We start from the raw sequence: 24,976 nt of genomic DNA, 5'->3' as shown, positions 1-24,976 counted from the left end.
CTGGGGGAGCGAGCCTGCTCGCGAAGGCGTCTTAATTCAACATCTTCGCTGACGGTCAGGCCGCTTTCGCGAGCAGGCTCGCTCCCACATTGAATTGTGCCTGGCACAACATTTTGCAATTGGCGTTAGAGATACTGCGCCATGATCTCGTCCACCCGCCCTTCCTTGCGCATCTGATCCAGCGCTGCCTGGAGCTTGGCCACCGTCTCGTCCGGCACGTCCTTGTTCAGTGCCAGGTACAGTTCGGCACTGTTGAAGCGCAGTACGGTTTTCAACCCGTTAACCCCTTCCTGGCGTGCCAGATAGCGCCCGGCGGGATCACCGGTGGCCCACAGGTCGATCTGGCCGTTGACCAGCTTCTTCGCATTGTCCTGATCGCGCAGCACCACCACCGGGTTCAAGCCTTGCTTGGTCAACGTCTCGGCGATCGCATCGCCCTTGTAGGCGCCAATCTTGTATTTGCGTGCGTCATTCAGGGTTTCGAGAGTGATCTTGCTATCGGCCTTGGCCAGCATGATCCAGTCGTCCGGGCCGATGGGGCCGACCCATTTGAAAAGCTTTTCGCGATCCGGAAGCCGCGCCATGACGAATACGCCGTAACCGGGTTTTTCCAGGGTGAGTTTGTAGATTCGCTCCCAGGGGAAACGCAGTGTCAGGCTGTAGCTAATGTCGGCGCGCTTGAAGATTTCACGGACGATATCGGTGGCGATGCCATTGATGTTCTCGTCCTGAGCGAAGTTCTTGCCGTTCTTCGCCATGTTGTACGGCGGGAAGTTTTCCGTCAGCAACACCATCTCGGTGTCGGGATTGTCTGCAGCTTGCACTCCACTGACGAACAACAGGGAAGCACTGGCGAGGGCTAGAAGAAGGCGTCTAAGCATGTCTGGCTACCGAAATCCATGGCGTACCCAAGAGTGCCTTGAGCCCGCCATGATGTCCACTGGCCTGTATCGGTTTGTTTAACGCATCACGATGCCGCGGTGCGCCATATAAGCCTTTGCTTCCTGCACGGTGTATTCGCCGAAGTGGAAAATACTGGCCGCCAGCACTGCACTGGCGTGGCCTTCAAGAATGCCATCGGCCAAATGCTGCAGATTGCCGACACCGCCGGAAGCGATCACCGGAATCCCCAGTGCATCGCTGATCGCACGGGTGACGCCAAGGTCGAAGCCGTTTTTCATGCCGTCCTGGTCCATGCTGGTCAGCAGGATTTCACCGGCACCCAGGCCTTCCATTTTTTTCGCCCACTCGACAGCGTCCAGGCCGGTCGGTTTGCGACCGCCGTGAGTGAAAATTTCCCAGCGCGGGGTTTCGCCAGGTCCGGAAACCTTCTTGGCGTCGATGGCAACGACGATGCACTGCGAACCGAAATGCTGCGCCGCTTCGCCGACGAACTCCGGGTTGAACACCGCGGCGGTATTGATAGAAACCTTATCCGCACCGGCGTTGAGCAGGTTGCGAATGTCCTGCACCGTGCGCACACCACCGCCGACGGTCAGCGGAATGAACACCTGGCTGGCCATGCGTTCGACGGTATGCAACGTGGTGTCGCGACCGTCGACGCTGGCAGTGATGTCGAGAAAGGTAATCTCGTCGGCACCCTGCTCGTCATAGCGACGAGCGATTTCCACCGGGTCTCCGGCGTCGCGGATGTTTTCGAATTTCACACCCTTGACCACCCGGCCGTTGTCCACGTCCAGGCAAGGGATGATGCGTTTGGCCAGCGCCATGGTCAGTCCTCAGCCTTTGTACGAATCGCAGAAAGCTTGCGCTTCGGCGACGTCGAGGGTGCCTTCGTAGATCGCGCGCCCGGTAATGGCGCCGATGATGCCTGGCGCCTTGGCGTCGAGCAGGGTCTTGATGTCACCCAGGTTGTGGATGCCGCCGGAAGCGATCACCGGAATCGAAGTGGCAGCAGCCAGCGCGGCAGTGAACGGTACGTTGCAGCCCTGCATCATGCCGTCTTTGGCGATGTCGGTATAAACGATGGCGGACACTCCGTCGGCTTCGAACTGTTTAGCCAGATCGATCACCTGAATGGTGCTGATTTCAGCCCAGCCGTCGGTGGCGACAAAACCGTCCTTGGCATCCAGGCCAACGATCACCTTGCCCGGGAACGCGCGGCAGGCTTCGGCGACGAAGGCTGGATCTTTCACGGCCTTGGTGCCGATGATCACGTAGCTCACGCCCGCTTTCACGTAGTGCTCGATGGTTTCCAGGGAACGGATGCCGCCGCCGATCTGGATCGGCAGGTTCGGGTAGCGCTTGGCGATGGCGGTGACCACTTCGCCGTTCACCGGCTGGCCTTCGAATGCGCCGTTCAGATCGACCAGATGCAGACGACGGCAACCGCCCTCCACCCACTTGGCAGCCATGCTCACCGGGTCATCGGAGAACACTGTGGAATCTTCCATGCGGCCCTGGCGCAGACGAACACAGGCACCGTCTTTAAGATCGATAGCGGGAATAATCAGCATCTGGCAAACCTTCAAAATTGAATGTTCAGCTTGGCTCGGAAATCAGTTTTTCTCGAGCGCCCACAGGTCGCTTTCGATGCTTTCGAACCTCTCTTTGAGGTGCGTCTGCACATCGAAAATCGCCCTGTTGTAATAGTGCGGAGCAATTTCGCGGGTAAACAGCTCAAGAATTTCCGCCGCTTCGAACGAACCCAGGTCCAGTTCGAAGCGCTCCTCCATGAAGCGTTTGATCTTGTGATTGGCCTCGCTCTCTTGTTCAGGAGTGAGGGTCAGGATCGGCGGCTTGGATTTCTTGGCGGCCATTTACCAGCGACCGTCCCACGCAGCGAAGTTCTGCAAGAGTTGCAGGCCATGGGTATGGCTCTTCTCCGGGTGGAACTGCACGGCGAAACGCGAGCCATCGGCCAGCGCTGCGGCGAAATCAACACCGTAGTGACCGCCACCCACCACCTGGCGCGCGTTGGCGGCGGCGATGTAGTAGCTGTGCACGAAGTAGAATCGGGCCATGTCCGGAATGTCGTGCCACAGAGGGTGATTGACCGTCTGCTTCACCTCGTTCCAGCCCATGTGCGGAACCTTGAGGTGCTCGCCGTCTTCACGCAGATCCTTGCCGAAGAACTTCACCGCGCCGGGAAACAGGCCGATGCAGTCGACGCCGTCGTTCTCTTCGCTGGTATCGAGCAAGGCTTGCATGCCGACGCAGATACCAAGGAATGGGCGGTCCTGGCTGACCTCACGCACCAGCGAGTCGAAGCCCAGGCGACGGATTTCCGCCATGCAATCGCGAATCGCGCCGACGCCGGGGAAAACCACCCGGTCGGCTTCGCGAATCACATTGGCATCGCTGGTAATCAGCACCTTGCCGGCACCGACGTGCTCGAGGGCCTTGGCCACCGAGTGCAGGTTGCCCATGCCGTAATCGATAACCGCAACTGTCTGCATTACAGGACGCCCTTGGTCGATGGCATCTGACCGGCCATGCGGTCATCCAGCTCCACAGCCATGCGCAGCGCGCGGCCGAAAGCCTTGAACACCGTTTCGATCTGGTGGTGGGTGTTGTGGCCACGCAGGTTGTCGATGTGCAGGGTGACGTTGGCGTGGTTCACGAAGCCCTGGAAGAACTCCTGGAACAGGTCAACGTCGAAGCCGCCGACCGTGGCACGGGTATACGGAACATGCATCTGCAGGCCGGGGCGGCCGGAGAAGTCGATCACCACACGCGACAGCGCTTCATCGAGCGGCACGTAGGCATGGCCGTAGCGACGGATGCCTTTCTTGTCGCCGATGGCTTGGGTGAATGCCTGACCCAGGGTGATACCGACATCTTCCACCGTGTGGTGGTCATCGATATGCAAGTCGCCTTTGCTGACGATATCCAGGTCGATCAGCCCGTGACGGGCGATCTGGTCGAGCATGTGCTCAAGAAAAGGAACGCCGATATCAAATCGGGCCTTTCCGGTGCCATCCAGGTTGATCGAGGCTTTGATCTGGGTTTCCAGAGTGTCGCGCTCGACTGACGCCTTACGTTCGGCCATCACCAGCTCCGCAAAATCATTGGGCGAAAAAGGCAGCCATTATAGGGGCGCGGACGCCAAACAGAAACACGGGAGGTGATATCACTGACGGATAGAACCCCGTGCCGTCGGGGATAGACATGTCCATACAACCCATTTGGAGCCTGCTCAAAACGAATGTGGGAGCGAGCCTGCTCGCGAAGGGGCCATCACATTCAACATCTCTGTCGACTGTCAGGCCGCATTCGCGAGCAGGCTCGCTCCCACAGGGGGCGTGCGTTGCTTAGTGGAAGAGGACTGCTGTTTTCTGCAGGGTCACCCAGACACCCCATGCCAACGGAATACCCACCACCAGCCAGGCGGCCACCGCCAATGGCTTGGTGCCCGCAGCGGCTTTCCACTCCAGCACGGTGCTGCTGTCAGCCCCCTTGTCGTGCCCCAGCGCCTGTTCGGCAGCCAGTTCAGCGTCGGTCATGAAGTACTTGTCGGCCACCGGGCGCACCAGCAGGTTGCAAATGAAGCCCAACACCAGCAGACCTGCCAGGATGTACAACGTGATGTCGTAAGCCGCGGCACGTTCAACGCCGATGTTCAACTGATACTCACGCAGATAGTTGACCAACACCGGGCCCAACACACCCGCCGCCGCCCATGCCGTCAGCAGGCGACCGTGGATCGCGCCGACCATTTGCGTACCGAACAGGTCAGCCAGGTAAGCCGGAACGGTGGCAAAACCGCCGCCGTACATTGACAGGATGACGCAGAACGCCGCCACGAACAGCGCGATGTGGCCCAAATGACCAAGGTTCGGAATCAGCGCATACAGTGCGAAGCCCAAGGCGAAGAACGCGAAGTAGGTGTTTTTACGTCCCAGGTAATCCGAGAACGAGGCCCAGAAAAACCGGCCACCGATGTTGAACAGACTCAGCAAACCGGTGAAGCCGGCAGCGATCGCGGCGATCGAAGCCAGTTGCGCGGCATCCAGTTGGCCGAACGCCAGGTCATTACCCAGCAACTTGCCACCGAAGACTTCCTGCAATAACGGTGAAGCCATGCCGAGGATGCCGATACCGGCCGAGACGTTCAGGCACAGCACCAGCCATACCAGGCGGAACTGCGGCGTTTTCCACGCAACATTCACGTGCACGTGGCGGTTGGTCATCATCGCGTTCGAGGCTTTTTTCGCCGTAGCGGTCCAGCCTTCAGGCTTCCAGCCGGTTGGCGGAACCCGATAGGACAGCGCGCCACCGATCATGAACACGAAGTAGATCGCCGCCATTGCAACGAAGCTTTGCCACACGCCAACGCCTTCCGGCGAGCCAAAGTGGCTCATCAACGCCGTTGCCAAAGGTGCACCGACCATTGCGCCACCGCCGAAGCCCATGATCGCCATGCCGGTCGCCATGCCGCGTTTATCCGGAAACCACTTGATCAGGGTCGACACCGGCGAGATATAACCCAGGCCCAGGCCGATACCGCCGATGACCCCGGAGCCGATCCACATCAGCCAGATCTGGTGGGTATAGATACCCAGCGCCGAAATCAGCAGGCCGCCACACCAGCACAGTGCCGACACGACGCCAGCCTTGCGCGGCCCCGCATGTTCCAGCCAGCCACCCCAGATGGCTGCCGAGCAACCCAGAAAAATGAAGAACAGGGTGTAGATCCAGCCGAGCATCGAGATCGGCCAGTCGCATTGCGACGAAAAAACTTGAGCGATGAAACTCATGTCCGGCGCGCAGGTTACCGGTTTGGTGATGCCCAGCGCTTTGGACAGTGGCAGCCAGAACACCGAGAAACCGTAGGCCATGCCGATGCACAGATGGATGGCCAGCGCGGCTGGCGGCACCAGCCAACGGTTAAAACCGGGCCTGGCGATGATCCGCTCCTTGGACAGGAACGAGGGCTGGCCGGCATAGCCGTCCACCGCGATACTCGTGGTCATTGTTTATCCCCCAATTATTAGTATGGTTCGCCAGCCATTCCTCACCCCCCAGCCTTGATACACGCAGGCATGACCGTTTTTTTCAGGGTGAAGCTTCATTTTGGTGCGACAGAAAGTCGCAGAATCGACCGACGAACGGGCGAAGATTAGCATTTGCACGCGACATAAAAACCAAACTGACATCACGTTTTGTACGTTATCTGATCTCTTATCCTGTAGGAGCTGCCAAAGGCTGCGATCTTTTAGACGATCAAAAGATCGCAGCCCTTGGCAGCTCCCACACAAACTCACAGGAATCTCCATGCCCATCGTTGTCGAGTTGTTGAACGAAGCGAGTGTTCAAGATCAGCAGGATCTGCAGAAAATCTACCGGGACGCACCCCAGTGGCTGTTCGAGCCGTTTACAGGAGACGCACAATTGATTGAAACCTGCCTGCTGGAAGGTTCGTTGATTGCCGGACGTTTCAATGATCGACTCCTGGGTGCGGCCCGCCTGGAACGGCACCCGGACGCTTGGCATTTGTCTCAATTGTGTGTGCGAAAAATCACTCGGCGTCGTGGCGTCGCGGAACGCCTGGTGCGAGAAGCACAAACCATGGCTGCACAATCCGGCGCCACCCTGCGCCTGTTGGCACCCGCCGGGCACCTGGAGGCCCAGGCCTTGGCGGCGAAGTTGAAGGTGCCACTGGATCCGCTGCCCGAGTGATCGCTGACCGGTCGTCCGTTTTGGAGCGCTATACTCCTCGGCTAAATTTCGAATTCGACTAACTACAAGGACTCGCCCATGAAAGCGTTCGGCAAAATCCTGGGTCTGGTACTTCTCGGGTTGTTGCTGATCATCGTGGCGTTGGGCTTTGCCCTGACCCACCTCTTCGATCCCAACGACTACAAAGACGAGATCCGCCAGATTGCCCGCGACAAAGCCCACATCGAGCTGACGCTCAATGGCGATATCGGCTGGAGCCTGTTCCCGTGGCTGGGCCTTGAGCTGCACGACGCCGCTGTGGCGACCCTGGCCAAACCCGCCGAGCCGTTCGCCGATTTGCAGATGCTCGGCCTGTCGGTGCGCGTGCTGCCGCTGCTGCGCCGGGAAGTGCAGATGAGCGACGTGCGCGTCGAAGGCCTGAACCTGCGCCTGAACCGCGACAAGGACGGTCATGGCAACTGGGAAGACATCGGCAAGGTGCCCACCGCTGCGAACACTACCGGCACACCTCCCGCCACCACCGGCACGCCTGAAACGCAACCCACCGCTCAAGCAGAGAAGCCGGCTCAGCCGGTTCGCCTGGACATCGACAGCCTGACCGTCAACAACGCCCGCGTCGAATACAGCGACGAGAAAACCGGCCGGCAGTTCAGCGCCGAAAGCATCCAGTTGAGCACTGGCCCGGTGCATGACTCCACCAACATTCCAGTCAAGCTCACTGCATTTCTGGGCACCAACCAACCGGTCCTGCGGGTGCGCACCGAACTCAACGGCGAGCTGCGTTTCGAGCGCGCGTTGCAGCGCTACAAGCTCGAAGACATGAAGCTATCCGGTGAAGTCGCCGGCGATCCACTGCAAGGCAAGACCATGACCTTCGCTGCCCAGGGCCAACTGCTGCTGGACAAGGCCGCCAATGTCGCAGAATGGACCGGTATAAAGATCTCTGCCAACCAACTGCGTGCATTGGGCGAGCTGAAGGTCAATGACCTCGACAAGACCCCGCAAGTCAGCGGTGGCCTGTCGATTGCCCAGTTCGACCTGGCGAAATTCGTCGACAGCATCGGCCAGAAACTCCCGGCGATGGGCGAAGGCAGCCTGAGCAAGGTTGAACTGGTCAGCCGCGTCGCAGCTAGCCCCACCAGCCTCACGCTGGATGACATCAACCTGAAGGTCGACGACAGCACCTTCAGCGGCCGAATCGCCGTGGAGGACTTCGCCAAGCAATCGCTGCGTGCAACCCTCAAGGCGGACACTTTCAACGTTGACCGTTACCTGCCGCCAAAGTCGGCCGAAGCCAACAGTGCGAAACAGGTGCGCCAGGCCGAAGTCGCCAGCACCGAAGCCAATGCCTTGGCGGGCGCCGGCAGCACACCGCTGCCGCCAGCGCCAACCAAAGAGGCGTGGAGCAACGAACGCCTGTTGCCGGTGGAGCGCCTGAGCAAACTGGATGTGGACGCCGACCTGACTTTCGGCCAGTTGACCCTGGAAAAACTGCCGATCCACAACGCCGCGCTCAAAGCCAACGGCCAAGGGGGCTTGCTGACGCTGACGAACCTGCGCGGCGATCTGTACGAAGGCAACTTCGAAGCCAAGGGCACCCTCGATGTGCGCCAGCAGGCGCCCGTGCTGAACATGCAGACGCAGATCAGCCGGGTACCGGCGGAGAAAATCCTCGAAAGCCAGGGCAAAAATCCACCGGTCAAAGGCCTCGTCACACTCAACAGCACCTTGACCGGCAGTGGCAACAGCCAGAAAGCACTGATCGAAACCCTCAACGGCACCGCCAGTTTCGTCATCAATAATGGCGTGCTGCTCAATGCCAACCTCGAGCAACAACTGTGCAAAGGCATCGCCACGCTCAACCGCAAAACCCTCAGCAGTGAGCCCCGGGGCAAAGACACACCCTTTGAGGAACTCAAGGGCAACCTGAGTTTCCGTAACGGTGTGGCGAGCAACCCGGACCTGAAAGTGCGCATCCCGGGCATGACCGTCAATGGCGACGGTGATGTCGATCTGCGGATACTGGGCATGGACTACCGCGTAGGCATCATCGTCGAAGGCGACAAGAGCGACATGCCCGACCCGGCCTGCCAGGTGGGCGAGAAATTCGTCGGCATCGAGTGGCCGCTACGTTGCCGCGGCCCCCTGGAACTGGGCGCCAAGGCCTGCCGACTGGATAACGAACGCATGGGTCAGGTCGCGAGCAAACTGGCTGGCGAGCGGATCAGCGAGAAAATCGACGAAAAGCTTGGCGACAAAGTCAGCCCGGAACTCAAAGATGCACTCAAGGGGCTTTTCAAGCGATGAGATCCGAGCAGTTTTCAACGGCGGTGCTGGACTGGTTCGACCGCCACGGCCGTCACGATTTGCCCTGGCAGCAGGACATCAACCCCTATCGGGTCTGGGTCTCGGAAATCATGTTGCAGCAAACCCAGGTCAGCACCGTGCTGAATTACTTCGACCGTTTCATGGCCTCGCTGCCGACGGTCGAAGCCCTGGCTGCTGCGCCAGAGGATGAAGTGCTGCACCTGTGGACGGGGCTGGGTTACTACACCCGCGCGCGCAATCTGCAGAAGACCGCGAAGATCGTCGTCGAGCAGTACGGCGGCGAATTTCCCCGGGACGTGGAAAAGCTCACCGACCTGCCGGGCATCGGCCTGTCCACTGCCGGCGCCATTGCCAGTATCAGCATGGGCCTGCGCGCGCCGATCCTCGACGGCAACGTCAAACGGGTGCTGGCGCGCTTTACCGCGCAAGAGGGCTACCCCGGCGAGCCGAAGGTCGCCAAACAGCTGTGGGCCAACGCTGAGCGCTTCACGCCACATGATCGGGTCAACGCCTACACCCAGGCGATGATGGACCTGGGCGCGACACTCTGCACCCGCAGCAAGCCGAGCTGCCTGCTCTGCCCGCTGGAAAAGGGCTGCGAAGCGCACATGCTGGGCCTGGAAACCCGTTACCCGATCCCCAAGCCGCGCAAAGCCATCCCGCAGAAGCGCACGCTGATGCCGATGCTCGCCAACGGGGAAGGTGCGATCCTGCTCTACCGTCGCCCTTCCACGGGCCTGTGGGGCGGCCTGTGGAGCTTGCCGGAACTCGACGACCTCGACGACCTGCAACATCTGGCTTCGCAGCATTCGCTGGAACTGGGCGCACAGCAGGCGCTGCCGGGCCTGGTGCACACCTTCAGCCATTTTCAGTTGTCCATCGAACCCTGGCTGGTTCAGGTCCAGGAGGTTGGCCATCACGTGGCCGAGGCCGACTGGCTCTGGTATAACCTCGCCACCCCGCCGCGCCTGGGCCTCGCCGCCCCGGTCAAAACCTTGCTCGAACGCGCGGCCGTCGTATTGAACGCAGGAGAGTCGTCATGACCCGCACCATCATGTGCCGCAAGTACAAAGAAGAATTGCCTGCCCTGGAGCGCGCGCCTTTCCCGGGCGCCAAAGGCCAGGACATTTTTGACCACGTCTCCGCCAAGGCATGGGCCGATTGGCAAAAACACCAAACCCTGCTGATCAACGAAAAGCGCTTGAACATGATGAACGCCGAAGACCGTAAATATCTTCAGGGCGAAATGGACAAGTTCTTCTCCGGCGAAGAATACGCCAAGGCCGAAGGCTACGTTCCGCCTGCCGAGTAAGCCCGTGAATTCGGGGGTCGGATCGTAAGCGACGGTAATAATTAAATTTTTTTTGAAAACTTGCTTGACGACCCCCTGAAAAACCCGTTTAATGCGCCCCGTTGCCCAGATAGCTCAGTCGGTAGAGCAGGGGATTGAAAATCCCCGTGTCGGCGGTTCGATTCCGTCTCTGGGCACCAAATACCGAAAACCCTGAATCGAAAGATTCAGGGTTTTTTTATGCCCGCAGTTTAATGGTGACCACTTCTTCCGGCCTTAGCTGTTCCAGTGGAACACCAGATTACGGGCTGCGCCGCTGCCAATATCGGCAACATCGTGCCGTACCTCTCCATTGCGCGTCGCGGTGACGGTGTATTTGCCGGCTGGCAGTTGCACATAAACCAGCGGACCGGCGTTATTCAGCGTCAGTACGGGCTGCCCTTTAGCCTTCTCGATAACCAGGGTCACATCGGGTATGTATTCATTCAGAGACCCGACAGAGAAGGTCATGTGCAGGTTGTAGCCCGTGGTTTGCTGGATCGCTTTGGACTCATCCTCACCGATACCGCCGGACAAGTAAGCAATCCCGTTCTGTTCCTGCCTCTGAACCTGCACGCCAGCGGTGTCGACAGGATCAAGACTGGCGGCTTGCATCATGGCTGGAAACATCAACACGCCGACCGTGGCGAGGGGCAACATCAGTGAACTAAAACGCTTCATGATGACGACTCCCGGGCTCCACAGAACCCAATCGTTACATAATTTTGATTTCGGGCGCCGTGGTCGTGTTTTAGATCGATTTGTACTTGGGTCCAGTACGAAACGTACTACGTGATTTGATCCATATACCTCACCTGCCATCAGGTTGGTCCTGCCAACAAGTCCGCCATTTCCTTCCGGTTTTCAGGCTGCGCCCTGCATCTTTGACACGTGCGCTCTTGGCATCCTTTTCTGCCTGTTCAATCACTCGCGGAAGATCTAATGAGCGCCATAACGCCCGAAAACACAGAAGATCAAAATATCGCGTCGCTGCTGGGCGACCTTGGCAATTTGATCCGCCAGGCGCGGCTGACAGTTCAGCGAGCCGTCGATACCGCCCAGGTACAAACCTACTGGCAGATCGGGCGGCACATAGTGGAATTTGAACAAGGGGGCGCTAGGCGTGCGGTATACGGCAAGCAATTGCTGGCATCGCTTGCAAAGGTACTGACAGTGGAGTTCGGAAAGGGGTTTGACGAGACCAATTTGCGAAAAATGCGACTGTTCTATCAAGCGTTTCCAATTCGAGACGCACTGCGTCTCGAATTGAGCTGGACGCATTACCGCAGGCTTCTGCGAGTGGACAGTGAAAAGGCACGCAAGTGGTACATGGACGAAGCCGCCACCCAGAACTGGTCAAGCCGCAGCCTGGAGCGCCAGATCAACACGCTCTATTACGAGCGACTGCTGATGAGCCGTGACAAGCCTGCTGTCATGGAAGAAGCCGCCACCAACATCCATGCAATGAACAAAGACCCCAGGGATTTCATCCGGGACCCCGTGATGCTGGAGTTTCTTGGCCTGCCCAATACTGGAGTTGTTTTGGAAACCAGGCTCGAACAAGCCCTGATCGAACAGCTTCAGGGTTTCCTGCTTGAGTTGGGCAAAGGGTTCGCTTTCATCGCCCGTCAACAGCGTATCAGTACCGAAGGACGAGACTTCTACATTGACCTGGTGTTCTATAACTATCTGCTCAATTGTTTCGTCATCTTCGATCTCAAGCGCGGTGAATTGACACATCAGGATGTCGGACAGATGGACATGTATGTGCGTATGTACGACGACCTCAAACGCAGAGAGAAGGACGGGCCCACCGTCGGCATTATTCTTTGCGCGCAAAAAAACGACTCTGTGGTGCGCTACTCGGTACTGCAGGGCAATGAACAACTCTTCGCCAGCAAGTATAAGTTGGTACTCCCGAGCGAGGATGAACTGCGGGCGGAACTGGATCGGGAACGAGCGCTGATCGAGGAGCGCCTGCTCAATCAGATGCCCGAATAGAAAGGGCGGATTGTTCATCCACAACACAAAGACTATCGTTGGCAGCTACCCGCAAAGGTCTGAAGACGATGAATTTGCAGGACATGCCTCCACTGGCCCCCACTCAAATCGAGTTGCCACTGGCAACAGACACCGTTGCCGAGCCCTTCAGGCAACCCGCCGCCGATGGCTTCACTCTCGGCGGCTTCATGTGGCGGCATGCCGATACGGACCTCACTCGCCCAGCGGTGATCATTAACGCCGCTACCTCGGTCCGCTGTCGACACTACTCGCGTTTCGCCGATTACCTGTTCGCCAACGGCTTCGATGTGATCACCTACGACTACCGTGGCATCGGCGAATCGCGCCCCGCTTCGCTCAAAGGGCTTCAGGCCTCGTGGACCGATTGGGGCGCGCTGGATTTTGAAGCGATGCTCAAGCGCGCACAGCGCGAGTTTCCCGGGCAGCCGATCGATGTCGTCGGTCACAGCTTTGGCGGCTGTGCAGCGGGGCTGGGGGCGTCAGGGGCGCTGATCCGGCACCTGGTGACCGTTGGCGCACAATTCGCTTACTGGCGCGACTACGCGCCCGCTCACCGCTGGCGGATGTTCGGCAAATGGCATGTGGTGATGCCGATAGTGACGATGATCTGCGGATTCTTTCCCGGCAAGCGCCTCGGCTGGCTCGAAGACACGCCCGCCGGCGTGGTCCGTGACTGGAGCACGCCCACTGCCCGCTACGAAACGCGCCCCAGCGGCCGTGCAGCCCACGCAACCACCGGTCGCCTCCCCTTCGCCACCGTCAATGCGAAAATCCTGGCGATCAGCATCAGCGATGACCCCTACGGTACCGTCCCGGCCATCGAACGCCTGCTTGGTTACTTCACTGGCAGCCTCAATACTCACCTGCGCATAGCGCCCGAAGACATCGGCGAAGCAGAAGTCGGACATTTCGCCTTTTTTCGCAGCGCATACCAAGCCACACTATGGCCCATTGCATTGTCCTGGCTGCAAAACGGCGAGCTGGCCCCCGGTACACCCGGGCGGACAGTGCCACGCAACTGAGTCACTGCCCTTTCCACGAATTACGGAACGACGCTCATGGCCTCCGCCAACAAGCAGCAAAAACGCGCCTCGCGCGCCAAGGCCAAGGCCAAGCAGAACCGCACTCAACGCGCCGCCACGCCGGTCGAACTGGACCCGAATGACGACCGCATTGATTTCGAATCGGTGGACCTGACCGAACTGTTCAAGAAAATGATCGACGCCGAAAAGATCAGCCAGCAAGCCATGTGCACGGCCTTCCTCGAAGACCCGCTGCTGGAACTGGTGTACGAGCAGGAAGGCGAAGAAGGCGCGATGGACTTTATCCTCGCCGCGCTGATCGAGTATCGCCAATGGTCCACCGAAACCGACGAAGCCGGCGCCCTGGCGTGGATCGAATCACCGGCCTTCCAGGCTGACTACGTGGCGGCGTCCGACGCCATTGCCGCGCAAACCCAACAGAAACCGAACTGAGCTCCCATGGCCTCCCTGAACAAGCAACAGAAACGCGCCAAACGCGCAAAAGCCAAAGCCAAGCAAATCAATATCCACGGCAGAAAACCCGTCGCGCTGGACGATGATCTGGGTGAAATCGGCGAGCCGATCCCGGACTACACCCTGGCGATGTTCAGCAAAATGCGCGACGCGGAAGCTATCAGCCGCAGCGAAATGCTCTCCGTACTGCTGACGAATCTCGCCTTTATCATCATCGACCATCCAGAACTGCTGGACATGGAAAACGCCGATGACGAAGGCATGGCCGCCACCCACCTGGCCGCCGACATGCTGATCGACTACCGCATGTGGGCTGACGGCATGGACCGCGATGCCGCCCAGGCCTGGCTGAGCGAGCCGCAGTTCATTGCCGACTTCGGCGATGCCCTGGACGTCTACCGCCAGACGCTGGATACGCCGGAAGAGAAAGCCGAGTAAGGGTTACAACTCACGCCGATCCGCCAAAACAAAACGGCCGCTTGTCATCACTGACAGCGGCCGTTTTTTTAGCCTGAGCAAAACACCCTTCCGTCCGGGACTACGTATATCCCATTGACATATCCCACCTGAAATCTATCCTTTGCTCCATAGCGCTAGATGCAGGAGACCACAATGGAACACACCACCATTTTCATGAGCAATCGAAGCCAGGCAGTTCGTCTACCCAAGGCTGTAGCAATGCCCAGTGAGGTAACACGGGTGAGCGTCATTGCCGTTGGCAGAGCCCGCATCATTACCCCTGCCGGTGAAACCTGGGATAGCTGGTTCGACGGCGAAAGCGTTAGCCCAGACTTCATGACCGACCGCGAGCAACCCGCCGATCAGGAGCGCGAGTCGTTCTGATGATCAAATACATGCTGGACACCAACATCTGCATCTACACCATCAAAAACAAGCCACAGATCGTACGCGAAGCGTTCAATCGCCATCATGACCAGCTGTGCATTAGCACTGTCACTCTGATGGAGTTGATTTACGGTGCGGAGAAATCCGCAGCACCCGAGAAAAACCTGGCACTCATCGAGGGATTTGCTGCTCGTCTCGAAGTTTTTTCTTTCGACAAAGAGGCGGCTGCGCATACGGGAATGATTCGATCTGAATTGGCAAAGATCGGCACGCCAATCGGCCCCTTTGACCAAATGATTGCCGGTCACGCGCGCTCTCGCGGCTTCATCGTGGTAACGAACAACACTCGGGAGTTCGAGCGAGTACCGGGGTTGCGGGTAGAAGACTGGGTTAGCCCGCGCTAAATCGAGCCATGCCCACGAAAACAAAAACGGCCGCTTGTCATCACTGACAGCGGCCGTTTTTCATTTCAACAATCCAGCTTGAGCCAGAAGGCTCAGCGTGCGACTGCCGCAACCACCTGCTCGTCGCGACGACGGCGGGCAACCAGCAAGCCGGCAGCGACGACCAGAGCGCTGAGCAGACCGGTCGCGAGGATTTCCACGCGATGGGCTTCCTGGAACAGCATGATGGTCAGGGCACCGACGATGAATACGATCACCGCGTAGGTCAGGCCCGGGAACAGCCACATGCTGAAGACGATTTTCTCGCCGCGCGCCATACGCTGTTTACGCATGCGCAGTTGCGAGATCGCAATCACCAGGTACACCAGCAGCGCAATGGCGCCGGAGCTGGCCAGCAGGAACTCGAACACCGCAGCCGGGGCCACGTAGTTGGCGAAGGTTGCCAGGAACGCTGCGCCAGTGGACAGCATGACAGCCCAGTAAGGCGTGCCGCTTTTGTTGGTGCGCGTGGACATAGCCGGTGCATCACCACGCTTGCCCAGGGAGAACAGCATGCGCGACGACGTGTAGAGCGCCGAGTTCAGGCAGCTGGTCACAGCAACCAATACTACGATGTCGACGATCATCTTGGCGTTAGGGATACCCATGCGCTCAAGCACTGTCTGGTAGGAACCCAGGCTGGCCAGTACCGGATCGTTCCATGGCACCAGGGCCACGACGATGAAGATCGATACGAGGTAGAACAAGCCGATACGCCAGATCACCGAATTGGTGGCCTTGGAGATTTGCTTGCCAGGGTTCTTCGATTCCGCGGCCGCGATGGTCACGATCTCGGTGCCCATGAAGGAGAACATGGTGGTCAGGATGGCACCCAACACCGCGCCCATGCCGTTTGGCAGGAAGCCCTGGGTGTCGAACAGATGGGAAACACCGCTGACCTGGCTGCCCGGCAGGAAGCCGAAGATAGCCATGACGCCCAGAACGATGAAGCCGATGATCGCCAGGACCTTGATCAGGGCGAACCAGAACTCGAACTCGCCGTAGTTCTTCACGCTGAACAGGTTGGTCACGGTCAACAGCATGGTGATCACCAGGGCGAAGGCCCAGATGTCCACGCCAGGGAACCAGGCATGCAGGATGGTTGCGGCGGCGTTGGCCTCCAGCGGGATGACGAGAACCCAGAACCACCAGTACAGCCAGCCGATGGTGAAACCGGCCCAGTGACCGATCGCGCGATCGGCGTAGGTGGAGAAAGAGCCGGTGTCTGGCGAAGCAACTGCCATTTCACCCAGCATGCGCATCACCAACACCACCAGCATACCGGCGGCGGCATAGGCCAACAGCACGGCCGGGCCTGCAGCAGCGATAGCGTGGCCCGAGCCTACGAACAGGCCGGCGCCGATAACCCCGGCGATCGACAGCATGGTCACATGACGCGGTTTAAGCCCCTGTTCGAGGCCATTAGAGCTTTGGGTACTGCTCATTGAAACTACCTTTGTAAGGAAAAGCGAATGCGTGCGTCCCGCCTGAATTTCCCTTCTGTAAAAAGAAACCAACGGAGCGTTCCGGAATCTGCACGCAATAATTGCGCCAAAATGTTTCAAAAGCGTCTACCCCGGCGATTTCGACCGGACCGGACAGTCATCGCAAGTCATTGAAAGTAATGGCACTTTGCCAAAGCGTTACCCTGCGACCCACTTCGGGAACGAATCTGCGCACCGGAAACACATCTAAAAACGACATGACGCACAATAAAAGTGCAGATCTGGAACGTTCGGCCGGTTAGCGCTTCCAACACCCCGTCAAAGCTGGCAACATCGCGCCCTTTTTTACGCGACAGCACCGCGCTTTTACCCGCTTGCAGGGTTCAAACGGCTGTTCGGTTGTTGATGGGGCGACAGTCTGCTGTGCCGATGCGACAACCTGCCACATGCCACCCGTTTACTGCCCGTAGCGCTGTTGGCTGCCTTTGAAACGCTATGCTAGCTTGGCCGCCTCGCCAGGAAGGCCACCAACAGCAGGAGCGCAACATATATGAGGAACGACATGGCTGAGGCCACGCCCGCGCTTGAAATCCGCAACTTGCACAAACGCTACGGTTCGCTGGAGGTGCTCAAAGGCATCTCGCTGACCGCCCGCGACGGCGATGTGATCTCGATCCTGGGTTCGTCCGGTTCCGGCAAGTCCACGTTCCTGCGTTGCATCAACCTGCTGGAAAACCCGCACCAGGGCCAGATTCTGGTGGCCGGCGAAGAACTCAAGCTCAAAGCCGCAAAGAACGGCGAACTGGTCGCTGCCGATGGCAAGCAGATCAACCGTCTGCGTAGCGAAATAGGCTTTGTGTTTCAAAACTTTAATCTGTGGCCGCACATGAGCGTGCTCGACAACATCATCGAGGCGCCGCGCCGCGTACTCGGCCAGAGTAAGGCCGAAGCCATCGAAGTGGCCGAGGCCTTGCTGGCCAAGGTCGGCATCGCCGACAAGCGCCACGCCTACCCTGCGCAACTGTCCGGCGGCCAGCAACAACGCGCGGCCATCGCCCGCACCCTGGCCATGCAACCCAAGGTCATCCTGTTCGACGAGCCCACCTCCGCGCTTGACCCGGAAATGGTCCAGGAAGTACTTAATGTCATCCGCGCACTGGCCGAAGAAGGCCGCACCATGCTGCTGGTCACCCATGAAATGGGCTTTGCCCGTCAGGTCTCCAGCGAAGTGGTGTTTCTCCACCAGGGCCTGGTAGAAGAGCAAGGATCGCCACAGCAGGTGTTTGAAAACCCGCTTTCGGCACGCTGCAAACAATTCATGTCCAGCAACCGCTAACGGAGCTACCCACATGCAGAACTACAAAAAGGTCTTCCTGGCTGCGGCCGTCACCCTGGCCTTCAGCGCCGGCGCCATGGCTGAAACCCTGAAGATGGGCATCGAAGCAGCCTATCCTCCGTTCAACAACAAAGATGCCAGTGGCAATGTCGTCGGCTTCGACAAGGAAATCGGCGACGCCCTGTGCGCCAAGATGAAAGTCGAATGCACCGTGGTCACCTCCGACTGGGACGGCATCATCCCGGCCCTGAACGCCAAGAAATTCGACTTCCTGATCTCGTCGATGTCGATTACCGACGAGCGCAAGCAAGCGGTGGACTTCACCGACCCGTACTACTCCAACAAACTGCAATTCATCGCGCCTAAAAACGTCGACTTCAAAACCGACAAGGACTCGCTCAAAGGCAAGGTGATCGGCGCCCAGCGTGCGACCCTGGCCGGTACCTTCCTGGAAGATCACTTCGGTGACGACATCACCGTCAAGCTCTACGACACCCAGGAAAACGCCTACCTCGACCTGACTTCCGGTCGCCTGGACGCCATCCTCGCCGACAAGTACGTCAACTATGAATGGCTGAAAAGCGACGCCGGCAAATCCTACGAATTCAAGGGCGACCCGGTGGAAGAAAGCGACAAGATCGGTATCGCCGTGCGTAAAAACGACCCGATCCGCGACAAGCTGAACACTGCGCTGAAAGAAATCGTCGCTGACGGCACCTACAAGAAGATCAACGACAAGTACTTCCCGTTCAGCATCTATTGATACTGACCTGCCGGACCGGCGGCGCCCTGTGACGGCGCCGGTCCCGGCCTTGCCTGCCGCGATTTGAAAAGAAATCCATGATTATCGACCTCTACGGATTCGGCCCGGCGCTTGCCGCCGGCGCGCTGATGACTGTGAAACTGGCACTCTCGGCCCTGAGCCTGGGGCTGGTGCTCGGTTTGCTCGGCGCCCTGGCCAAGACCTCCCCGTACAAGCCACTGCAATGGCTTGGCGGCACTTATTCGACCTTGGTTCGCGGTATTCCGGAATTGCTCTGGGTGCTGCTGATCTACTTCGGCACGGTCAACCTGATGCGTGCCCTGGGCGAGTTCTTCGGCAACCCCGACCTGGAACTCAATGCCTTCGCCGCCGGCGTAATTGCACTGGGCTTGTGCTTCGGCGCCTACGCCACGGAAGTGTTTCGTGGCGCGATCCTCGCCATTCCCAAAGGCCATCGTGAGGCCGGCGTGGCCCTGGGCTTGTCGAAATGGCGCATCTTCACCAAGTTGATCATGCCGCAGATGTGGCGCATTGCCCTGCCCGGCCTGGGCAATCTGTTCATGATCCTGATGAAAGACACCGCGCTGGTATCGGTAATCGGCCTTGAAGAAATCATGCGCCATGCACAAATCGGCGTGACCGTGTCCAAGCAACCGTTCACCTTCTATATGGTGGCCGCGTTCATGTACCTGGGTCTGACGATTCTCGCCATGACCGGCATGCATCTACTGGAAAAACGCGCCGCTCGCGGCTTCGCGAGGAGTGCTCAATGAACTGGGAAGTCATTATCAAGTGGCTGCCGAAACTGACCCAGGGAGCAACCCTGACCCTGGAATTGGTGGCCATTGCCGTGATTGCCGGCCTGTTGCTGGCGATCCCCTTGGGTATCGCCCGCTCGTCGCGCCTGTGGTGGGTGCGGGCTTTTCCCTACGGCTATATCTTCTTTTTCCGTGGTACGCCGCTGCTGGTTCAACTTTTCCTCGTCTACTACGGCCTGGCGCAGTTTGACGTGATCCGTAACAGTTCCATGTGGCCGTACCTGCGTGATCCGTTCTGGTGCGCCACGGCCACCATGACCCTGCACACCGCGGCCTATATCGCCGAGATCCTGCGTGGCGCCATCCAGGCGATTCCACCGGGTGAGATCGAAGCGGCACGGGCGCTGGGCATGTCCAAGGCCAAGGCACTTATCTACATTATCCTGCCTCGGGCGGCACGCATCGGCCTGCCGGCCTACAGCAACGAAGTGATCCTGATGCTCAAGGCCAGCGCCCTGGCCAGCACCGTGACCCTGCTGGAACTGACCGGCATGGCCAGGACCATCATTGCCCGGACCTACCTGCCGGTGGAGATCTTCTTCGCTGCGGGCATGTTCTACCTGTTGATGGCTTATGTGCTGGTGCGCGGCTTCAAGCTGTTGGAGCGCTGGTTGCGCGTCGATGCCTGCCAAGGCCGTTGATGCCCATGTGTTGACGGGCGAGGCCCTGCTCGCCCGTTTCACCGCGCTGGATGCTTATCTGACAACGCATCAGGCGCTGTGGAAACCACGGCCGTTCACCCATCTGCAACTGCCTTGGGAAACTTCCTACCCCGAGTTGGCCGCCTGGCTACGCGGCAGATCGCTGGAAGACGCGGAAAAATCGCACAACGAACCCGCCCTCATGGATGCGCCAGAACCGTTTGCGACCTTGGCGGCGATGTCTCTCGCGCTGAGTGCTGTGGATGAATTGCCCGCCCATGCGCTGGAAGCAGCAGGCCATCGACTGAATGTTGATGTTCCGGGTCGCAAGTGGCAGCAGATCGAAGCCTTCGCCAGTCGATTGCAGTTTGCCGATGCGCCGACGCATTGGTTGGACTGGTGCTCGGGTAAAGGTCACTTGGGGCGAAGACTGCTGCAAACCGGCCAACAGCTGACTTGCCTGGAATACGATCCGGCGCTGGTCGCCAGTGGTCACGCCCTCACCCAGCGCCATCAACTGCATGCGCTGCATGTCGAGCAGGATGTTCTGGCAACCAACACGCCTTCCTTATTGAAAGCTGAACACACCCCCGTCGCGCTTCACGCCTGCGGTGACTTGCATGTGCGCTTGATTGAGCTCGCCAGTGCGGCAGGCTGCAAGCAACTCGCCATCGCCCCTTGCTGCTACAACCGGATCAGTCTTCCCCGGTACTCGCCGCTTTCCTCGGCTGCACACGCCTCTGACCTACAGTTGTCCCTCGACGATCTCGCGCTACCAATGAGCGAAACCGTCACCGCCGGGGCTCGCGTCCGACGCCAGCGTGACACCTCAATGGCCCGGCGCCTGGCTTTCGACCTGCTGCAACGTCAGTTGCGGGGCGTTGACGAATACCTGCCGACCCCGTCCCTGCCCAGCGCCTGGCTGGACAAACCCTTCGCTGACTATTGCCATCATTTGGCCCAACTCAAGGAGTTATCCACAGTAGGGCCGCAGGATTGGTCAGCACGGGAAGCCGCCGGTTGGCAGCGCCTGGCGCAAGTGCGCAATCTGGAGTTACTGCGCGGACTTTTCCGACGCCCACTGGAGCTTTGGCTGGTGCTCGACCGAGCGCTTTTCCTGCATGAGCAGGGTTATACGGTTCACCTCGGCACCTTCTGCAAAACCCCGCTCACCCCGCGCAATTTCCTGATCCTGGCGGAACGCCCTCAGAGCCCCAAAGCCTGTGGATAACTCTGTTGATTAAATTATAACGGATCCAATATTTACAGCTGTTTCAGGGGTGAAACGACACTGTTCAGTTTTCGTACACTTGAATAAAAAACCCGAAAAACAGTGATTTGCGCACAAATGGGAACGGATCCACAGTTTTGCTCTTGACTGTATGTGCCTGATTTCCCCGTTGTGCATAAGCGTTAAGCCAAAAGAACATAATCGCCGCTGAGAACCTCAACTATCTTTGCCAAGCGTCAGAATTCTCTGACGCCAGTACAGCAAGGAGCTGGGAAAACATGAGCACATTGAACAGTGCGCAGGAAGCTGTCGATACCGTCGCCAACCAAGCCATTTACGCTGCCCTGCAGCAAACCTTCGCCGTGGGCGGCGCCATCATCAACAACGCAACCGGCGAGGTCATCGCTGCGCTGCACAACAACGTGCTGATGCCATTTCCCGGCAGCGGCACCACTTACTTCCTGCCCCATGACCCGACCGCCCACGGTGAACGACAACTGGTGGACTGGTACTACGAAAATGTCGCGCCACTGAACCTGCCACCGCCCAACCAACTGACCGTCGTGACCACGCTTGACCCTTGCGCCATGTGCGCCGGTTCGCTGCTGACAGCAGGATTCAACGTCGCCGTCAGTGCGATTGATGACTACGCAGGCATCAACTACAACAGCCAGTTCACCTTTCCATCACTGCCGCCGCAGATCCGCCAGCAAGCTCAGGCTACCTGGGGTTATTACGCGATTGCAGCGCCGGTCAGCCGCGCCTATCAAGGCTCCACCAGCCCGGTGTTCGGCGGCCAGACGATCGATTCGGCGGCGTACTTCCTCTGCAGCTCGATCTTCTCCGCCAGCGTCAACACGGTGCGCGAGGCCAGTAACAACAGCGGCCTGCCGCCGGATCAACTGCAAAACCCGGCCACCCTGCCAGCCAACAGCAAAGTGCGTCAGGCACTGACGGCGCTCAGCCCGTTCGCGCTGACCGTGAAATCAACCAACCCGCGTGATCCCGGCGCTGAACTCGCCCCGCCATTGCTCAAGACCGCGCAGCAAAGCGCGGTATTCAACTCGGTAGCGCTGATCGATCCGTTCGGCAACCTGCTGGTGTGTCTGGGAGGCGCGGAGAATCAGTCGCCGATTCGCACAGCATTCATGGAAACTACCCGCAACTATGCGGTCATGCGCTGGACCCTGATGAACGACCCCGACCCGGCGGTTCGCGCACAGGCCGAGCAATACCTGACGCATCCGAAGTACGGCACCTTCGTCTTCCTCTATGCCCCCGACCCCACCACGCCACAAGCCGTGATGACGTTTGGCGCCTACGGTTCGACCATGGAAGGCCCCGTGCCCCAGAGCTATCCGTCCAACCTGCAATACGTGCTGCTGCCGGGCAATACCACCGCGCAAGCATTGTCGACACTGGCCCAGAACCTGCCGCCGTTCTACACCCAAAGCGTGCAAGTCGCGCCTGCACAGGTGCTGAGCCAGGACCTGATCAACGCCGTCAAAAGCGGCGTGTAACCCTGTAAAACACTCACCCCGGCCAGTCCCGTACAAGACGTCGCGGGACTGGCCTTTCACCCGCGCAAAAATAGTCAGAATTCAGGGGTTTACAGAACCTGCCCAATCGCTATAATCGTCGCCCTGACACGCCGGTATAGCTCAGATGGTAGAGCAACTGACTTGTAATCAGTAGGTCCCGGGTTCGATTCCTGGTGCCGGCACCATACAAAACAAAGCCCCTGCAGAAATGCAGGGGCTTTGTTGTTTCTACCGTTTGAAAACCCAGGTCTTAGTGACCCGCGCTCTGACCACCATCGACGTGCAGGATTTCGCCAGTGACAAACTTGGCGCCGTCCAGGTACACGACTGCGTTGGCAATGTCTTCGATCTCGCCCATGTGCCCGACCGGGTGCAGCGCGCCCAATGCGGCGTGGGTTTCTTCGCCGTGCATCGGGGTTTTGATGATGCCAGGCGAAACCGCGTTGACCCGAATGCCGCGCTTGGCGTATTCGATCGCCAGGGATTTGGTCGCCGCGTTCAGGCCGCCTTTGGTCAGCGAGGCCAGTACCGATGGCACGCCGTCGATGGCGTGATCAACCAGGCTGGTGGTGATGCTGACGACGTGACCGCTGCCCTGTTTTTCCATCTCGGCGATGGCCAGTTGGGTGATGTAGAAGAAGCCGTTGACGTTCACCGACAGCACATTGGCATAGTCTTCAGCGGTGTAGGCGGTAAACGGTTTGGCGATGAATATCCCGGCGTTGTTGACCAGGGTGTCGATACGGCCGAAACGGGCGATGGCTTCACGAATCACACGCTGGGCGGTTGCCGGTTCGCCGATGTCGCCAGCCACGGTGAGGATGTCCGGGTCAGTGGACGGCTTGATCGAACGCGAAGTGGCGACGATCTGGTAACCGAGTTCACGGAAGGCCTTGACCATGCCGTCGCCGAGACCTTGGGATGCGCCAGTGATGACGATGACTTTTTTCGAATTGCTCATGATGAATACCTCTGACAATAGTGGGATTTGAAATTCGATGAATCAGGCTTCGGCGGAGGCCGTCGCCATTTGTCTCAACATTTGTTCGTAGTACTCGACCGACTGCGAACCGGACACCAGGTGACGGCCGTTCAACACCATGGCCGGGACCGAATTGATGCCGCGCTGGCGGTAAAACTCCTCAAGCTCACGCACTTCGTCGGCAAACGCACCGGACTCCAACACGTTGCGTGCCTGGGCCTCATCCAAGCCGGCTTCACCCGCCAACCGCACCAGCGTCTGCTGATCACTCGGGTTCTGGCCTTCGCTGAAATAAGCGCGAAGCAGAATCTTCTTCAGCGCCACCTGACGCCCTTCCTCCAGCGCCCAGAGCAACAACCGGTGAGCGTCAAAGGTGTTGTAGAAGTGGCTGCGCTTCTCCAGATCGAACTTGAAGCCGATGGCCGCGCCGCGTTCGATCTGCATCTTTTTGCCGGAAGCGACGTCTTCGGCAGTGCGCCCGTACTTGCGCATCAGGTGCTCGACGGCTTTCTCGCCTTCGGGCGGCATGTTCGGGTTCAGTTCGAAAGGCTTATAGGTCAGCTCCACCGACACCTCGCCCGCCACGTTCTCGATTGCCTGCTCCAGCGCCGTCGCCCCCAGGGCGCACCATGGGCACACCACATCGGAGACGAAATCGATGGTCACCGACGTCGTCATGACTGCCCCTCTTCCGCCAGTTGTTTGCGGTACTGGGTGGTGGTGATCCCGGCGTAGCCCCAGTTATCGGTGTCGACTTCCTCGATCACGATGTGGGTCAGGTCAGGGCGTTTATTGAGGACGCGTTCCAGTGTTTCAGTGATTTCGGCGATCACCTGAGCTTTCTGCTCAGTGGTAACCCCGTCGCGGGTGATGCGGACACTTACGAAAGGCATTGAGGAATCTCCAGTGACCTTCCCGTCGGGATGATGGGAGAGGCGTTGGAGCTCAATGTAGGGTGTTCACTGAAGGGGATAAAGGTGGTGACGGGAACATCATTAGTTACGTGGTGTAATGAGCAACCAAGTAAACAATGAGGAACATGTCGCCGCAGGCGACACGTGTTACCAAAATCGAGTTTCGGTGACAGGAGAATTTCAACAGCACGAAAAAGC

Annotated in this window: 28 protein-coding genes and 2 tRNA genes; 18 read left to right on the top strand and 12 right to left on the bottom strand. The window is 58.9% G+C overall.

Annotated elements, in window-relative coordinates; translation table 11 throughout:
• Window positions 1-125: 125 nt before the first annotated feature.
• The 7 genes from LAB08_RS01470 to LAB08_RS01440 form a co-directional block, all read right to left on the bottom strand.
• Window positions 126-881, bottom strand: coding sequence for a substrate-binding periplasmic protein (locus LAB08_RS01470; protein WP_096513864.1), 756 nt, complete (start codon window positions 879-881; stop codon window positions 126-128).
• Between the two features lie 78 nt (window positions 882-959).
• Window positions 960-1,730 carry an imidazole glycerol phosphate synthase subunit HisF gene (hisF, locus tag LAB08_RS01465; protein ID WP_007897430.1) on the bottom strand — a complete coding sequence of 257 codons (771 nt, stop codon included), beginning with the start codon at window positions 1,728-1,730 and terminating at the stop codon, window positions 960-962.
• A gap of 9 nt (window positions 1,731-1,739) precedes the next feature.
• On the bottom strand, window positions 1,740-2,477 hold the full coding sequence (gene hisA, locus LAB08_RS01460; RefSeq protein ID WP_015093076.1) for a 1-(5-phosphoribosyl)-5-[(5-phosphoribosylamino)methylideneamino]imidazole-4-carboxamide isomerase: 738 nt from the start codon (window positions 2,475-2,477) through the stop codon (window positions 1,740-1,742).
• A gap of 42 nt (window positions 2,478-2,519) precedes the next feature.
• Window positions 2,520-2,780, bottom strand: a complete 261-nt coding sequence (locus LAB08_RS01455) for a DUF2164 domain-containing protein (protein WP_096513865.1) — start codon at window positions 2,778-2,780, stop codon at window positions 2,520-2,522.
• Window positions 2,781-3,419: an imidazole glycerol phosphate synthase subunit HisH gene (gene hisH, locus LAB08_RS01450; RefSeq protein WP_096513866.1), complete on the bottom strand. Its 639-nt coding sequence runs from the start codon at window positions 3,417-3,419 to the stop codon at window positions 2,781-2,783. It lies immediately after the preceding gene.
• The gene (gene hisB, locus LAB08_RS01445) at window positions 3,419-4,012 is read right to left on the bottom strand and encodes an imidazoleglycerol-phosphate dehydratase HisB (RefSeq protein ID WP_024778052.1); all 594 of its coding nucleotides are present in this window, start codon (window positions 4,010-4,012) and stop codon (window positions 3,419-3,421) included. Before hisB ends, hisH begins: the two co-directional genes overlap by 1 nt.
• A 262-nt stretch (window positions 4,013-4,274) precedes the next feature.
• The gene (locus LAB08_RS01440; protein WP_096513867.1) at window positions 4,275-5,936 is read right to left on the bottom strand and encodes an OFA family MFS transporter; all 1,662 of its coding nucleotides are present in this window, start codon (window positions 5,934-5,936) and stop codon (window positions 4,275-4,277) included.
• Window positions 5,937-6,237: 301 nt separating this feature from the next.
• Here LAB08_RS01440 and LAB08_RS01435 point away from each other — a divergent pair, with 301 nt between their 5' ends.
• From LAB08_RS01435 to LAB08_RS01415, 5 genes are all read left to right on the top strand, one after another.
• Window positions 6,238-6,642 (top strand): acetyl-CoA sensor PanZ family protein, encoded by a 405-nt coding sequence (locus tag LAB08_RS01435; protein ID WP_096513868.1) that lies wholly within the window; start codon window positions 6,238-6,240, stop codon window positions 6,640-6,642.
• Window positions 6,643-6,720: 78 nt separating this feature from the next.
• Window positions 6,721-8,949, top strand: coding sequence for an AsmA family protein (locus tag LAB08_RS01430; protein WP_096513869.1), 2,229 nt, complete (start codon window positions 6,721-6,723; stop codon window positions 8,947-8,949).
• Window positions 8,946-10,013: an A/G-specific adenine glycosylase gene (mutY, locus tag LAB08_RS01425; protein ID WP_096513870.1), complete on the top strand. Its 1,068-nt coding sequence runs from the start codon at window positions 8,946-8,948 to the stop codon at window positions 10,011-10,013. Before LAB08_RS01430 ends, mutY begins: the two co-directional genes overlap by 4 nt.
• A complete protein-coding gene (locus LAB08_RS01420) occupies window positions 10,010-10,282 on the top strand; it encodes an oxidative damage protection protein (protein WP_007897448.1) in 273 nt (90 codons plus the stop codon). Before mutY ends, LAB08_RS01420 begins: the two co-directional genes overlap by 4 nt.
• A gap of 103 nt (window positions 10,283-10,385) precedes the next feature.
• Window positions 10,386-10,461: transfer RNA gene (locus tag LAB08_RS01415), tRNA-Phe, on the top strand.
• 76 nt (window positions 10,462-10,537) lie between these two features.
• Here LAB08_RS01415 and LAB08_RS01410 read toward each other — a convergent pair.
• On the bottom strand, window positions 10,538-10,981 hold the full coding sequence (locus LAB08_RS01410; RefSeq protein WP_096513871.1) for a hypothetical protein: 444 nt from the start codon (window positions 10,979-10,981) through the stop codon (window positions 10,538-10,540).
• A gap of 261 nt (window positions 10,982-11,242) precedes the next feature.
• On the opposite strand from LAB08_RS01410, the gene LAB08_RS01405 reads away from it, so the two are divergent.
• The 6 genes from LAB08_RS01405 (at window position 11,243) to vapC (ending at window position 15,068) form a co-directional block, all read left to right on the top strand.
• Window positions 11,243-12,301 carry a PDDEXK nuclease domain-containing protein gene (locus tag LAB08_RS01405; RefSeq protein ID WP_096513872.1) on the top strand — a complete coding sequence of 353 codons (1,059 nt, stop codon included), beginning with the start codon at window positions 11,243-11,245 and terminating at the stop codon, window positions 12,299-12,301.
• 68 nt (window positions 12,302-12,369) lie between these two features.
• On the top strand, window positions 12,370-13,344 hold the full coding sequence (locus LAB08_RS01400; RefSeq protein ID WP_096513873.1) for an alpha/beta hydrolase family protein: 975 nt from the start codon (window positions 12,370-12,372) through the stop codon (window positions 13,342-13,344).
• Between the two features lie 36 nt (window positions 13,345-13,380).
• Entirely contained in the window at window positions 13,381-13,797 is a 417-nt protein-coding gene (locus LAB08_RS01395) for a hypothetical protein (RefSeq protein ID WP_096513874.1), read from the top strand.
• A 6-nt stretch (window positions 13,798-13,803) separates the two neighbouring features.
• Window positions 13,804-14,256, top strand: coding sequence for a hypothetical protein (locus tag LAB08_RS01390; protein WP_096513875.1), 453 nt, complete (start codon window positions 13,804-13,806; stop codon window positions 14,254-14,256).
• Between the two features lie 174 nt (window positions 14,257-14,430).
• Window positions 14,431-14,661 carry a type II toxin-antitoxin system VapB family antitoxin gene (vapB, locus tag LAB08_RS01385; RefSeq protein ID WP_096513876.1) on the top strand — a complete coding sequence of 77 codons (231 nt, stop codon included), beginning with the start codon at window positions 14,431-14,433 and terminating at the stop codon, window positions 14,659-14,661.
• Window positions 14,661-15,068, top strand: coding sequence for a type II toxin-antitoxin system tRNA(fMet)-specific endonuclease VapC (vapC, locus tag LAB08_RS01380; protein WP_096513877.1), 408 nt, complete (start codon window positions 14,661-14,663; stop codon window positions 15,066-15,068). The genes vapB and vapC overlap by 1 nt, the downstream gene beginning before the upstream one ends.
• Window positions 15,069-15,160: 92 nt before the next feature.
• On the opposite strand, the gene gabP is transcribed toward vapC, so the two are convergent.
• Window positions 15,161-16,552, bottom strand: coding sequence for a GABA permease (gabP, locus tag LAB08_RS01375; protein ID WP_096513878.1), 1,392 nt, complete (start codon window positions 16,550-16,552; stop codon window positions 15,161-15,163).
• Between the two features lie 562 nt (window positions 16,553-17,114).
• Between gabP and LAB08_RS01370 the strand changes: the two genes are divergently transcribed.
• The 7 genes from LAB08_RS01370 (at window position 17,115) to LAB08_RS01340 (ending at window position 23,067) form a co-directional block, all read left to right on the top strand.
• Window positions 17,115-17,888, top strand: a complete 774-nt coding sequence (locus LAB08_RS01370; RefSeq protein WP_007972784.1) for an ABC transporter ATP-binding protein — start codon at window positions 17,115-17,117, stop codon at window positions 17,886-17,888.
• 13 nt (window positions 17,889-17,901) lie between these two features.
• Window positions 17,902-18,651, top strand: coding sequence for an ABC transporter substrate-binding protein (locus tag LAB08_RS01365; RefSeq protein ID WP_096513879.1), 750 nt, complete (start codon window positions 17,902-17,904; stop codon window positions 18,649-18,651).
• Between the two features lie 77 nt (window positions 18,652-18,728).
• Window positions 18,729-19,424, top strand: a complete 696-nt coding sequence (locus tag LAB08_RS01360) for an ABC transporter permease (RefSeq protein ID WP_096513880.1) — start codon at window positions 18,729-18,731, stop codon at window positions 19,422-19,424.
• Entirely contained in the window at window positions 19,421-20,110 is a 690-nt protein-coding gene (locus LAB08_RS01355) for an ABC transporter permease (RefSeq protein ID WP_096513881.1), read from the top strand. Before LAB08_RS01360 ends, LAB08_RS01355 begins: the two co-directional genes overlap by 4 nt.
• Complete coding sequence (locus LAB08_RS01350) at window positions 20,091-21,341, top strand: methyltransferase (RefSeq protein WP_096513882.1); 1,251 nt, start codon at window positions 20,091-20,093, stop codon at window positions 21,339-21,341. The genes LAB08_RS01355 and LAB08_RS01350 overlap by 20 nt, the downstream gene beginning before the upstream one ends.
• A 278-nt stretch (window positions 21,342-21,619) precedes the next feature.
• Window positions 21,620-22,861 carry a nucleoside deaminase gene (locus tag LAB08_RS01345; protein WP_096513883.1) on the top strand — a complete coding sequence of 414 codons (1,242 nt, stop codon included), beginning with the start codon at window positions 21,620-21,622 and terminating at the stop codon, window positions 22,859-22,861.
• Window positions 22,862-22,991: 130 nt separating this feature from the next.
• Window positions 22,992-23,067: transfer RNA gene (locus LAB08_RS01340), tRNA-Thr, on the top strand.
• Between the two features lie 65 nt (window positions 23,068-23,132).
• On the opposite strand, the gene LAB08_RS01335 is transcribed toward LAB08_RS01340, so the two are convergent.
• Genes LAB08_RS01335 through LAB08_RS01325 form a run of 3 tightly spaced genes read right to left on the bottom strand, consistent with a single transcriptional unit; the run spans window position 23,133 to window position 24,757 of the window.
• Window positions 23,133-23,843: an SDR family NAD(P)-dependent oxidoreductase gene (locus tag LAB08_RS01335; protein WP_096513884.1), complete on the bottom strand. Its 711-nt coding sequence runs from the start codon at window positions 23,841-23,843 to the stop codon at window positions 23,133-23,135.
• A gap of 42 nt (window positions 23,844-23,885) precedes the next feature.
• Window positions 23,886-24,542 (bottom strand): DsbA family oxidoreductase, encoded by a 657-nt coding sequence (locus LAB08_RS01330; protein ID WP_096513885.1) that lies wholly within the window; start codon window positions 24,540-24,542, stop codon window positions 23,886-23,888.
• Window positions 24,539-24,757 (bottom strand): tautomerase family protein, encoded by a 219-nt coding sequence (locus LAB08_RS01325; protein ID WP_056852134.1) that lies wholly within the window; start codon window positions 24,755-24,757, stop codon window positions 24,539-24,541. The genes LAB08_RS01330 and LAB08_RS01325 overlap by 4 nt, the downstream gene beginning before the upstream one ends.
• Window positions 24,758-24,976: the final 219 nt, after the last annotated feature.

The sequence above is a fragment of the Pseudomonas izuensis genome, assembly GCF_002356535.2.
Classification (GTDB): Bacteria; Pseudomonadota; Gammaproteobacteria; order Pseudomonadales; family Pseudomonadaceae; genus Aquipseudomonas; species Aquipseudomonas izuensis.
The sequence above is the reverse complement of the archived record's forward strand: the minus strand, read 5'-3'. Positions and strand labels throughout refer to the sequence as shown.